The sequence below is a fragment of the Lysinibacillus irui genome (assembly GCF_028877475.1).
Lineage (GTDB): Bacteria > Bacillota > Bacilli > Bacillales_A > Planococcaceae > Lysinibacillus > Lysinibacillus irui.
Window position 1 is genome coordinate 3,033,529 of the sequence record NZ_CP113527.1, and the last position, 13,074, is coordinate 3,046,602.

Below are 13,074 nucleotides of genomic sequence, written 5' to 3' on the forward strand. Positions count from 1 at the left end.
TTTTATAATGAAGACTACACTGGCAATCATCCTGTAAAGCTCGGGTTATTAGTTGTGTAACGTTCCTTGTAAAATTGTTTTAAAGGTTCAGCTATATGGCGAAGCGATGGCAAAATGGATTCTTCTCCATCTTCTTCATTTGCCTTACTATGCAAAAAAACAATTAAATTATACGATTGATACAATAAACTTGCGAACTCTTGATTGTTTTCTCTTACTTCAAAGCGAATGGCTTTTACAGCAACTGCTTCTGCAATTTTTTGTTCCCTTGTTTCAAAAAACTCCTCATCAAGTACTTCATCATCTGACACCCGATATAATAGTTTTAATGAACCATATACTTCTTGATTGTTACTAAAACGATCCTTTAACCACTGCAAGACAAATTGTAAAAGAATAACGGCATAAATAAGGGAAAGACATTCATCATCTCGTGACTTTTCAGCTAAACGTTGAAAGTATTCTGCTTGTGTAACTAACTCAAAAAGAATTAAACGGATTGGAAATAGCATGGCATGACCGCTATTGACGTATAATTTATCTCGATCCCTATACAGCGCCAACCAAATATCTTTGACTAATGAAATCGATTTTCTTGTAGAAAGAGCTAATTGACATTGAATCAACTCATGCTCAATCGTTGAGTGGATAAGTCGTTGAAATAGATGCTCATCTTCCTCGCTGATTAGTAATAGTGGTTTTTCCAAATTCGCCAGATCTATTTCTATTCCGTTTACTATCATTGCCTAGCCCCCTTCCAATAAGTTTGACAACATCAAATAGAGTGAGCATATGTACTACCAATTTTTTAACTAATTCGACAAAAATTCATAAATACCTTTTAAAAAAACATGTCTTTTTTATGCTTGTATAAAAAAAGAATCTACAAGACTTAATAAGCAAGTAAATCGATTATCTTCTACACCGTACACTGTAGAAAAAGCTAGAATTAATTGAATAAGTTATGTAGATTCTTGTCTAATATGCTATTTTCTGAAAATAGATGGTCTAGTCTTGTCTATGCTGACAGTTCTTGATCAACAAATAATTTAAACTGTTTTAGACAGCTCTTCACATCACCTTTTTGGGACAACACTTCATCGCGTATTATTGTCGTTTTTTCTTCATCCTCTAGCACTTCCGCTAAAAGGGCCAAGATATCTGTTAATAATTGTTCATTCTCTTCCTGTTCGATACTTGGTAAAGAATAGGCAGCTATTGTTAATAAACGCTCCACTTTTTCAGGTGTTTTTTGTAAAGCATTTGAGGAATAATAAGTCGATGCTGCTAAAAAGTAACATAATTTTGCACAGCAATCGATAAATAAATGCCAATACGTATTCGCACTTGGTAATTCTCCAGCACGCTGATCAATATACGCCTTATAATATGTTGTTACTTGTGTATATAAAGGATTTAATTCTCTCATGGCTTTCGGATAATTGTTGGAGGTATCCAAATAGTCAAATACAATGGCATTCATTTTCTCTTGAAGTTTAACAATATCTAAATGATCACGAATTACTTGAATTTCCATTTTCCCACTCTCCCATATGTCATTTGTTGTTTTCGCATTTTGCTATTCATTGAGTAGCAATGAGCAACCCAAACAAACTGATCGATTATCTTATGGATGATTCAAATTATAGCAATAAACCATATGAAGAAGTGTAGACATGAAAAAAATAAGACAATTTCGTGAATTAATAGCATTTTATGTACATAAGAGGAACTATTTTGGTAAAATTATACCCTTTGTACATATTCATCAAATAACCATTGTTCCTGTGCTTGATCAACAATTTCGAGAATACTACCCTGCATATATTTTTTAATGCGCTTTTTTGGTGTATAAAAATAAGCATTATTCCTAATTAACCACTCACTTAATGTTAAATCACCCTCTACATATTGATCTGTTAATATTTTCTTATGGCGCAGAACATCCGCCATTTTATAAAAACCATCTGATAATTCATAAGCCGATACATCGAAATTAAAAATGGGGCTGACAACCTGTCCAACGTCAAAAATATGGATGGTTTGCTTTTCTTCATCTATAGCTAACTCTACTGTGCTAATTTCATCGAAAAGATTTAAACCTCTATATTCCATTTGATAAATTTTTTCCATCTGTTTACGCCTCCTTTTTAGAACGGTCTAATTGTAACACAGAAAAAGTAGCTACCTCTAAAAATTGAAGGTAGCTACTTCTACAAAAATAATCCATGATATTGTTTGTTGCAATGTATGGCTTTAACCTTGTACACGAGTAATTTTAACATCTTTTAAGATGGTATTGACTACCCAACTAGCAGCAATTAAACCTGCAACTGACGGCACAAAAGCATTGGACGATGGCGGCATCTTTGCTTTGCGGATCGCCGCATCTGGCTTCCCAACATGTTCTACAACATCTGGTCGAACGACAATCGGGCTCTCATCCGAAAATACAACGGTTACCCCTTTATGAATTCCGTCTTTTCGTAGCTTTGTACGTATGATTTTAGCTAGAGGGTCTGTGTGTGTTTTTGATATATCAGCAATTTGGAAGCGAGTAGGATCCATTTTATTTGCTGCACCCATACTTGATATAATAGGAATATTACGCTTTAAACATTCCTTCATTAAATGAATTTTGTACATAACTGTATCACTTGCATCGATTACATAATCAATGTTTTGTGCAAAAAATTCCTCATATGTTTCTTCCGTGTAAAACATATGCATATCAATCACTTCACATGCTGGATTAATATCTGCTATGCGCTCTTTCATTACAGCTGATTTAGATTTGCCCACAGTAGATAGATATGCCACTAATTGTCTGTTGACATTTGTAATATCTACATTATCTTTATCAACTAAAATGATGCGGCCGATCCCACTGCGTGCACATGCCTCAGCAGCGAATGATCCCACACCACCCACACCAAGAATGGCAACCGTTGTTTTTTTTAATTTTTCGAGACCCTCTGTTCCTATTGCGAGCTCGTTACGTGAAAATTGATGTAACATCCTGACACTCTCCATCTATGAAATTTTATTAGTAAACCTAGTTATATACTAAGATAAAAAACACAACCTATCTTACATTTTATCATGTTATTCATCAAGTGAAAATTATAAAGAAAAAAATAGTTGCCTACTTATAGTCATACTATAAAGAGCAATTGAATCACTTCAACTACTCTTTGATTACTACATATAATTTTTTTGAAATGCTTCAACAAAAGACATATGAGGCTGAACGTTAAGCTGTTGAAATGCTGCTATTACTGCCCCACCAATTGGTGGTAAAGCTGGTGTCTTAAAGCTAAAAGGTAATGCTTCCTCTAGTGCCATAGCTTGAAGTCTTGGAACAAAATGAGCTTCATTGGTAAACACCCCACCTACTAAGACGACTGGTACTTCGTCTTGCTCCCACTGCATATCCAAATAGCAAGCCCTAATCGCCTTATAATAGTTTTGACAAGCATTTTCTATTATTTGCTTAGCTACAAGATCCCCATTGTCAGCTGCTTCAAAAATATACACACTCAATGGGGCGACGACCGTACGTGGATGTTCCTCGCCATAAATATGGGCTATTAATTGTGGCACAGTTTTTACAGAAAAATGATGCAGCACAGCTTCGGTTAAGAGTGTAGCTGTTGCTCTTCCATCATAACTTTGAAATACGGCTTTTAGCAGCTGAACACCTAAATCATAGCCGCTACCTTCATCATCAAAAAGATAGCCCCAGCCACCTACTCGATGAAAGCGTTGGTGACAATCGTACCCCATCGTAATGGCCCCTGTTCCAGCAATTTGAACAATCCCTGCTTTGCCAAGTGTACCTGCATAAAGAGCAATTAATGCATCATTATCCACCCTAATTGTTGCGGCTTTGGAAACATAGTGTCGTAAAACAGCTTCAACCATGCCTCCTGCTTGTAGCTCCTGAACTCCTGCCATACCAGCAAAACAGCTAGCAACTTCTGCAAGTGCTTGTGGATTTTGCTGCTGTAAATTTTGCATGATTGTATGCAAAATTGCCTCAAAATAGGTTCTATCCATCGCTGTTGGATTACTTCTTGTCGTCACCACTTGAGCATAAATATTCCCCTTTTCATCACAAATAACTGCTGACGTTTTCGTTCCACCACCATCAATTGCTAATACATACATAACAATGTTTCCCCCCATAAAGAAAAAGAGATTGATAACTCAATCCCTTCCTCTCCATTCTTTACTTTGTAAACCCAAATGATGCCCATGGTTGAATATATGGTAATAAAAATCGCTCTTCCTCGACAATGCTAGCAACGACATTGCTGGAACCAGCATTTGGAATGTCCTTCAGAACAATTTGGAGCTCACCTTTATAACGAACATCAAGATTATTATCAATCGTAACATCACCTAGTTTAAGTGGACGTGTATCATGGATAGGAAAATCCTCATTTTTATATTTAACTCGAGATTGAGTACTCCGAATGACATAATCAGAAACATCACCACGATTAAAATGAGGCTCCTGAAAAAGAATGGTCTCCTCTAAACTACTAGTATCTGAGGACTGGCTCACCTTTAATTCAAGCTTATAGCGATTTAATTGACCTAATGCTCGTATTTCTTCCTCTGAAGCATACATATTGCCAATAATACAATCATCAATTAGCCCCGTGTGCCATAAATCTTTTGCCTGTACAGTAACTGGTAGTTGACGGTGCTCCTCTAGTGTTGGTAAACCATGTTCCGTTTGCTCCCAAGGTCCAAATTTACCATGCTGTGAGGAAATCATCGCTGCCGTTCTTATATTGTGTTCCTTAAAGCATTGTGATGTTTGTAAAAAATGCTGACGAGATAAACCAGTAAAGCGTCTTGGATAAAAATTATGACAGCCAATAATATTCTCTTTATTTGCCTGGTAAGATAACACATTATCGACATACTTCGTACCATTACTAATATTTAATTCTATCTTCAGATTACTTGCGTCAAATGACATCAGCGCTTCTTCCTGACCTGAAAATCCCATGTCTAAACGTATAGCTGCCAAAGAAAAATGTTCTTTTAAATAGCCAATATCCCTATAGGTATAGCCTAAATCATCAAAAACGGCTGGTGCGATATCAGCTGAAATGTCAAAACCTAACTGTTGAGCAAATTGGTTAATTTGCTGTAATTTCTGGCGTTCTTCCTTCTGCTTTAATGACATCAGACATGTAAAAATACGGTCAAAGCCATTGTCATGGGCAAGCTGAACATAGCGCTTCATTTCGTCAAGTGTAGTATGCTGCGGATAGAGCGAAATTCCTAATCTTCTCACTTTAAACCCTCCATTAGTTCACGCTTAAACTTCTACTTTTTGCCCTTCTGCTTGGACAACAGCTTGTTGTTCATTTTGTGCTGCTAAAGCAGCTTTTTGCTCATTCTGCCTTGCCATACGGTTTGCCATCGAAATAAATGGCAAATAAATACAAACGGCAATGACAATTAACACAATACTTAAGACTGCCCCACGCCAAGATTGAGTTGCTAGGAATCCGTTAATAATCGGAGGTGTTGTCCATGGTGGTGCTACAGTAGCTGCTGGCACCCAGCCCAACTTCGTTGCAAAGAAGGCAATCGTTACGTTTACCATTGGTGTCAAAATGAAAGGTACGAATAAAACCGGGTTTAATACAATTGGCAGTCCGAAAAGTAATGGCTCATTAATATTGAAAATCCCAGGAGCTGCGGATAATTTTCCAACTGTATTATATTGCTTATTCTTTCTTGCAAATAGGAATATCGCAATAATAAGTGCTATTGTCGTACCAGAGCCTCCCATGTTAATAAATGCATCAAAGAATGGTTTATTTACAATGTAAGGCGCTACTTTACCAGCAGAGATAGCAGCAACGTTTTCGTTAATAGCTGGTAAATTAATCGTTTGCATAAATGGTTCAATGATATTTGCTCCATGAACGCCAAGTGTCCATAAAAATGTAGGGATAAATGCCAAAATTAAAGCCGCAAGCCATGTATTTGTTAGACCCATAAATGGCTCCTGAATCGCCGTGTAGAAGGAACCCACAATATCTGGTATATCAAAACCTGCCGAAATAATTGTTCGAACTAGAGCAAATAATCCAATAGTTATTATGGCAGGTAGTAACGCTGCAAATGATTTCGCAACAGCTGGTGGTACACCATTTGGCATTTTAATTAGTAACTTGGGATTGCCAGACAATTTACAAAACAATTCTGTAGAAAGTAGTGCAATGATCAGAGCAATGAATATACCACCTGTACCTGTAGTTAATCCTGTTAATCCACCTTCACCAAACGTACCAAATGTCATATAGCTAGCAAGCCCTATTACTCCACCAGATAATGCATCTTTGTCATAGCTTTTCGTCAAATGATAGGCAACACAAAAGGCTAGTAATAGTGAAATAATTCCAAATGTAGCTCCCCAAATATTGCCACCAAACTGTGTCCATGTCTCATGCTTCCAAATGGCATCGAGTGCATTTTGATAAAATTTGATAGGCAAATTGTTAATAAGTACAGCCAGAGATCCCACAATCGTTAAAGGCATAATCGTAATAAATCCATCACGAATGGCAACTAAATGACGCTGATTTCCAACCCTTGCAGCAACCGGTACAAATTTCTCTTCTAAAAAACGGAACATCCCCATACACTCCCTTTGCTTTTTATTGTGACATCAAAATTTGATGTTACTCCCCTTTGATTCGTTCATATAGCTCAATCATTTCCTGTGCTAAATCACGAAATGTAATAGCATTCATTAAATGATCTTGTGCATGAATTAATAACATAGAAACCTCTACTTTTTCTCCCCTTGCTTCTTGAGACAGTAACCCCGTTTGAGCGTGATGTGCATCAATTAGAGATTCATTCGCTAATTTGATTTTCTCCTTCGCCGCCTCAATTTCCCCTTTTTTTGCTAGCTGAATAGCTTCCATACACTCACTTTTCGTATTACCACTATGCACAATAAGACCCATAATCGATTCCATTAATGCTACTTCTCCCATTTCCCGTTGTCCCCTCTTTCATCCTATTAATTGCAGGGCTTGCTTCAAGACATTCTCCCCATTCATCATGCCGTAATCCGCCATATTAATAACATCAATAGGAAAACCCATATCCTTGTATTTTGATTCAAACGTGCCCTTTAAGTAGCGTACCTGAGGGCCTAGTAAAAGCACATCCGCCTTTTTCGCAGCTAATACTTTTTCAACCTCTCCTTCTGCAATAGCATAAATATCAGCTTCAATATTTTTCTCCTGTGCGGCTTTTTGCATCTTCGATACTAATAAGCTAGTACTCATGCCTGCTACACACACTAACATGATGTTTTTCATTCGAAACACTCCTTTAATGTTTTTATTTTGTAATCGCTTACTTATGTTGAGAATAGCACCTATTGGTATATACCACAATACAATTTTTACATTAAATATATGCTAAGCTAATAAATTACAAAATTGGGCTATTGCAGTTGTATAGCATAATTAACGATTCTTTTTAACTGGTATAGTCCAGAAAAAAGTTCAAAAAATTTTTATATTTCCATCAAATTTAATGCCTAAAAATACTCATAAAAAGCAGGTTTTTCTGAAGGTAACGCCCTTTGCCAATGATCAATTATCTTTTTCTCTATAGGCTGATTAGCATAGATAACTGCTTCTTTTACAGAAAGATAGCCCACCATCATTGCAGAAAAAAGATTAATTGGTAGTGTTAACATATGCATGGTATCGGTTGAATTTGTCTCAATTATTGAGACATGACCATTTTTATTTATTTGATAGACATGCTCATTCCAATGACAAAAAGAATCTTCAATACGAATAGTCAAAATGTCATTAATCTCTCCCCATGGATACTGCTGCATGAATGCATAAACGTCCACCACCCTAATCATGACATCCTGAACGACTTCCTTTTTGAATTGTGGCTCTTTGAAATAAAAGCCAAATGGATAATGATTGCTAGTAACTCCTGTAATGTTACTAACACTTGCTGCGTGCGACGTAATATAACGCCATATTGCTTGTTCCGCTAAATGATTGGCTACAATAAAATCTTGAACTTCAAATGTCTCCTGCCTTATTGCATAACGAATATACCCCTCTAGATGCCCATCTAGAAAATAAGCTGCAAAATGACTATCAGGGCTCCTTCTCTCAATTCGTTTCCACCAAGCATCATCACGTACCATGCCACCATGTTGTACGATTGCCATTGCATTATGAAATTCCTTAATACCCTGAAAAAGATCGGGATCTAACCATTCAAAGCTCATCCTTTTAACGACATCTAGTTGTTTACCTAAATCTGGAAAATTCGCTTGTGGAATCGTATAATGAAGCTTCTCAAAAAATAGTTCCCACCCAAAATATCGATAGAATGACACGGAATAAGGTGCTAAAACAGAAATCGTCTGCCCATTGTTCCGCATTTTTTGCAGTGCTTCCGTCATGAGCCTTTTCACAATTCCCTGTTGCCGATACTCTGGATATGTAGCGACAAATCCTATCCCCCCCATTTTGTACTGGACGCCATGCACCGTCATGTTTAATGGTAATATTAGAAGCTGCCCAACGACTTTTTTATCATCATAAGCCCCTAGTGTTGTGCTATGCTCAATCCAATAGTGAAAATCGTCTCGACGAGCCTTTGTATATTTATTTGAAAAACAATAATCCCTCAATTGATGTATTTGCCAATAATCGTTAGGTGAGACAATGTTAATGTTCATACTTAACCACCTCTGTTTAATGAATATTCTGATAAATATTGATAAATAAATGCTTTTTCCAAGGGCTCTTTTGCAGTGGTATAACAACAACCACTGCAAAATCCCTTAACACTCTTCTCCAAAATTCCCTTAACATCTTTGTTATTCCTAGTGACGAACCGCACTTAACCCATTTTCAACGTAAATTTCCTTTTGCTATTGCTCATGTAAAATCTATACGATGCTGGTATTTTGCAATCATTGTTTCATTATGTGACCAATCTGAATCCACATTATTACTAACAAAAATAGGTAATTCAGTTGAGTTCTTTGCTATCTCCTCAATGATTTCGCTAAATAACGCATTTAATAGTAGTGAACCAATAACAGTAGATGCTGGCGCATATTGCATTTCATGTTTATGCAAAACGCCATCACCAATAGGTATATGTGTGTTGATGATGAAATCTACCACTTCTTCTAGTCTTTGCCCGCTATGATGACGTGTAGGCTGCTCTTTATAGAAGAGCGATTGTAGGGATAGAACAAAAACACCTCTAGCCTTTGCTAATAAAGCGGCGTCAATAGGTGCTGAATTTCTCCCGGAAGTCGAAATCACAATGCACACGTCATTTTCACGAAAATCAAACTGTTCCTTATGTTGTTCAATAATAGTCGGGTCCTTCTCATTACTTGAGGAAGCTAAAGCCCCCGCATGTAATGCTAACGGTTCAATAAAAATAGGACGCACAGGAACTAAACCACCTGCTCGGTAAAATGCCTCCTGAGCTAATAACTGCGAATGTCCACAACCAAAAAGTTGGATAATGCCACCTCGCTGAAGGCGCTGCACAATGATACGAGCAGCTTCATTAATCCGTACAGCTTCCTGCTCTTTTACAACTTGGATTAGCTTTTCGATTTCAGAAAAATATGCATGCATATGATCACCTTTTAATTTCACTTATAAATTTGTAGCGATCCGCTCGATAAGTACTACGTACAAGCTCAAACGGCTTACCATCCGATAAATAACTTGTTCGTTTAATAATTAAAACTGGTGCTGTTTGATTAATCTGCAAAAACTTACTATCTTCTTTTGATACAATGGCTGCCTCCATTTGCTGAACAGCATTTCCAATTTTTTGATGGAATTTTGCTTCAATTAAGGCATAAAGCGAGCCCATAATTTGCTTTTCATCCAATTCAGGATATATTTTCACAGGGATATACGTTCTTTCAATCGCCATTGGCTGAGAATCCGCATTTCTAATCCGAACTACAAAGAATACCTCTTCTCCTGACTCAATCATTAAGTCTCTGGCGATATCCATCGGCGGTACGATTTTCTCAAATCGTAAAACTTTACTGCTCGGTTCCATGCCTCGTGCGCGCATATCCTCAGTAAAACTCGTTAATCCCTTTAATGGCTGCTCTAATTTTGGATTGGCAACATAAGTACCTCTCCCTTTTTCTCGATAAAGAAGACCACTATTTACTAGATTGGTAATGGATTGACGTACAGTCATTCTACTAACGTCAAATTGCGCGGAAAGCTCTCGTTCTGAAGGAATTGTTTCACCAATTTTGTATTCTTCTAAATAAATTCGTTGTTTAATAATCTCTTCTATTTGTATATAAATAGGAATATGGGAATTTTTCTCTAACAAATCTTGCACCTTCCTTATGCCTCATTTATGATATTCCAAATACAACTTTACCTGACAAATCGTTTTTTGCCCATGCAAATGTTGAGTAAGCAATACACAATTCACATGAAAACCATCCTTAGCTTTCTTGGTAAGTCGTAATTTTTTAACATTGGCTTACACTATTTTTTGTATTGACTACTTTGTCATGGCATCTCTATTTCTACTGTCTACTCCATCATTAATTGAATGCCTTTTTATGCATCGTTTGCTAATGGAGACTTTTTTGCTTCCAACTCATGTTCATCATATTACTAGCCAATTACGAAGATAATGTTTGCCTGAGCATTTTTTCTGTAAGGCTAACTTTGCCATTGATGAAGGTATAGTTGTCTATACCAATTATATGCTGATTAACCAAAAATAAAAAGTAATTCTTTCATATTTTCAAAATTTTCCTATTTTTCAATAGCTATGTCCCTTTTTCAACATAAAAAAAGGAGCTATACTCAAGCTCCTTTTAATCCTATGTATAGGACGAATCCCAATTGTGCCGTAATGCCAAGAAACATTCGTTTTGAACCCGCAATTTGCAGGGGGGTGCCCGCTTTGCAGCTTTAAACGTCCCGCTCCGCTAGGGGCATGTTTGCGACTACAAAATGAAGGCTCCCGATTCGATAATGTTCGGTCAAAACTGTGAAGTAGAGTTAGCAGTTAGACAAACACATCAGGATTCGTATTACAGATATCATACCACCACTTTTCTGATAATTCAAACGATTTTCTCTAACAATCTATAATTTCATAAGAAAACGCAAAAAATACCTAGGTTCCCAACAATATTTGCTAGGAAACCTAGGTATTCTGTATTATTGTTTATTTTCTAAATGGTTTAATTGCTAAACTTAATTCGCTTAGTTGCTCTGGTGATACTTCACTTGGTGCTTCTGTCATTAAGCAGCTAGCACTTGCTGTTTTCGGGAATGCAATCGTATCCCGTAAATTGTTACGTCCCGCTAATAACATAACAAAGCGATCAAGACCAAAGGCAAGACCAGCATGTGGTGGTACACCATATTCAAATGCTTCTAATAAGAAACCAAATTGCGCCTGAGCCTCTTCTTCTGTAAAGCCAAGTAATTCAAACATTTTTTCTTGTAGATCACGTTCATAAATACGTAATGAACCACCACCAAGTTCGTAGCCATTTAATACAATATCATATGCTTGAGCACGAACTGCTGAAGGATCTGTGTCCATTAACGGGATATCTTCATCAAACGGACGTGTGAATGGATGGTGTGCTGCATAGTAACGTCCATCTTCCTCAGAGTATTCAAATAATGGCCAGTCAGTAATCCATAGGAAGGCAAATTGAGATTCGTCAATTAAATTTAGATCCTGCCCTAATTTTGTGCGAAGTGCCCCTAAAGATGCGGCTACTACAGCTGCTGTATCTGCTACGAATACTAGAATATCGCCCACTTCTGCACCCATACGTTCTATTAATGCAGCTGCTAATGCTTCATCAAAGAACTTCGCGATTGGACCATTTAAGCCTTCTTCTGTAACCTTTAACCAAGCAAGACCTTTTGCCCCATAGATACCAACAAACTTTGTTAATTCATCCATGTCTTTACGTGAATATTTGTCGGCTGCCCCTTTAATATTGATACTTTTTACTTGCTTCCCTTGTGCCACTGTATCTGCAAACACTTTAAAATTACAACCTTCAAAAACATCATTTAATGCTACTAATTCTAAGCCAAAACGAACATCTGGTTTATCTGAACCATAACGATCCATTGCTTCTTGGTATTTCATGCGTTGGAATGGTGCAGGGATATCAAGCCCTTTCACTTCTTTCATTACGGCTTGGATTAAACGCTCATTCATTTCTAATACTTCTTCTTGTGTTAAGAAACTTGTTTCAATGTCTACCTGTGTAAACTCTGGTTGACGGTCAGCACGTAAATCTTCATCACGGAAACAACGTGCAATTTGGAAATACTTTTCAAAGCCAGCAACCATTAATAACTGTTTAAATAACTGTGGTGATTGTGGTAAAGCATAAAATTCACCTTCATGTACACGTGATGGCACTAAATAATCACGAGCACCTTCTGGCGTTGACTTTGTTAAAATTGGTGTTTCAACTTCTAAGAAGCCTTCATTTTGTAGGAAGTTACGAATTGTACGTGTAACATCAGAGCGCATTTTAAAGGTATCGAACATCACTGGACGACGTAAGTCCAAATAGCGATATTTTAAACGTAGATCTTCTGACACGTCTGTACGATCTTCAATTTGGAATGGCGTTGTTTTGGCCGTATTAATGACAACCAATTTTGTAGCTTCTACTTCAATTTTACCGTTCGGCACATTTGGATTGATTTGGTCCTCTGTACGAAGGATAACCGTTCCTTCTACTTCAATTACATATTCACTACGCACTTTATCCGCTAAAGCATGTGCTTCTGCAACGTCTGGACTAAAAACAACCTGAGTAATACCTGTACGGTCACGTAAATCAATAAAGATTAAACCACCAAGGTCGCGACGACGCTGTACCCAACCTTTTAATACGACTTTTTCGCCTTGTAACGCTTCTGAAAGTTCGTTACTAGCATGTGTTCTTGTAGCCATTGTTAAATTCCTCCAAAATATCTTCTTTTTATGTAG

The 13,074-nt window shown here is 37.1% G+C and carries 13 protein-coding genes and 1 other RNA gene; all 14 read right to left on the minus strand.

Annotation, left to right across the window (positions count from 1 at the left end; all coding sequences use genetic code 11):
- Positions 1–26: 26 nt before the first annotated feature.
- Positions 27–743, minus strand: coding sequence for a hypothetical protein (locus tag OU989_RS15350; protein ID WP_274793881.1), 717 nt, complete (start codon positions 741–743; stop codon positions 27–29).
- Between the two features lie 275 nt (positions 744–1,018).
- The gene (locus OU989_RS15355; RefSeq protein ID WP_274793882.1) at positions 1,019–1,537 is read right to left on the minus strand and encodes a hypothetical protein; all 519 of its coding nucleotides are present in this window, start codon (positions 1,535–1,537) and stop codon (positions 1,019–1,021) included.
- A 209-nt stretch (positions 1,538–1,746) separates the two neighbouring features.
- Entirely contained in the window at positions 1,747–2,133 is a 387-nt protein-coding gene (locus OU989_RS15360) for a hypothetical protein (protein WP_274793883.1), read from the minus strand.
- A gap of 123 nt (positions 2,134–2,256) precedes the next feature.
- The gene (locus OU989_RS15365) at positions 2,257–3,018 is read right to left on the minus strand and encodes a tRNA threonylcarbamoyladenosine dehydratase (RefSeq protein ID WP_274793884.1); all 762 of its coding nucleotides are present in this window, start codon (positions 3,016–3,018) and stop codon (positions 2,257–2,259) included.
- Between the two features lie 183 nt (positions 3,019–3,201).
- Positions 3,202–4,170 (minus strand): N-acetylglucosamine kinase, encoded by a 969-nt coding sequence (locus OU989_RS15370; protein ID WP_274793885.1) that lies wholly within the window; start codon positions 4,168–4,170, stop codon positions 3,202–3,204.
- A 61-nt stretch (positions 4,171–4,231) separates the two neighbouring features.
- On the minus strand, positions 4,232–5,314 hold the full coding sequence (locus OU989_RS15375; protein WP_274793886.1) for a DUF871 domain-containing protein: 1,083 nt from the start codon (positions 5,312–5,314) through the stop codon (positions 4,232–4,234).
- 24 nt (positions 5,315–5,338) lie between these two features.
- Entirely contained in the window at positions 5,339–6,667 is a 1,329-nt protein-coding gene (locus OU989_RS15380; protein WP_274793887.1) for a PTS sugar transporter subunit IIC, read from the minus strand.
- Positions 6,668–6,713: 46 nt separating this feature from the next.
- Positions 6,714–7,034 (minus strand): PTS sugar transporter subunit IIA, encoded by a 321-nt coding sequence (locus OU989_RS15385; protein WP_274793888.1) that lies wholly within the window; start codon positions 7,032–7,034, stop codon positions 6,714–6,716.
- 18 nt (positions 7,035–7,052) lie between these two features.
- Positions 7,053–7,364, minus strand: coding sequence for a PTS sugar transporter subunit IIB (locus OU989_RS15390; RefSeq protein ID WP_274793889.1), 312 nt, complete (start codon positions 7,362–7,364; stop codon positions 7,053–7,055).
- 224 nt (positions 7,365–7,588) lie between these two features.
- On the minus strand, positions 7,589–8,764 hold the full coding sequence (locus tag OU989_RS15395) for a GNAT family N-acetyltransferase (protein ID WP_274793890.1): 1,176 nt from the start codon (positions 8,762–8,764) through the stop codon (positions 7,589–7,591).
- 202 nt (positions 8,765–8,966) lie between these two features.
- Positions 8,967–9,686, minus strand: coding sequence for an SIS domain-containing protein (locus OU989_RS15400; RefSeq protein WP_274793891.1), 720 nt, complete (start codon positions 9,684–9,686; stop codon positions 8,967–8,969).
- A 4-nt stretch (positions 9,687–9,690) separates the two neighbouring features.
- On the minus strand, positions 9,691–10,413 hold the full coding sequence (locus OU989_RS15405) for a GntR family transcriptional regulator (protein WP_274793892.1): 723 nt from the start codon (positions 10,411–10,413) through the stop codon (positions 9,691–9,693).
- A 516-nt stretch (positions 10,414–10,929) separates the two neighbouring features.
- Positions 10,930–11,129, minus strand: a non-coding RNA gene (gene ssrS, locus OU989_RS15410) — 6S RNA.
- Between the two features lie 139 nt (positions 11,130–11,268).
- Positions 11,269–13,038 (minus strand): aspartate--tRNA ligase, encoded by a 1,770-nt coding sequence (gene aspS, locus OU989_RS15415; RefSeq protein ID WP_274793893.1) that lies wholly within the window; start codon positions 13,036–13,038, stop codon positions 11,269–11,271.
- Between the last annotated feature and the right edge of the window lie 36 nt (positions 13,039–13,074).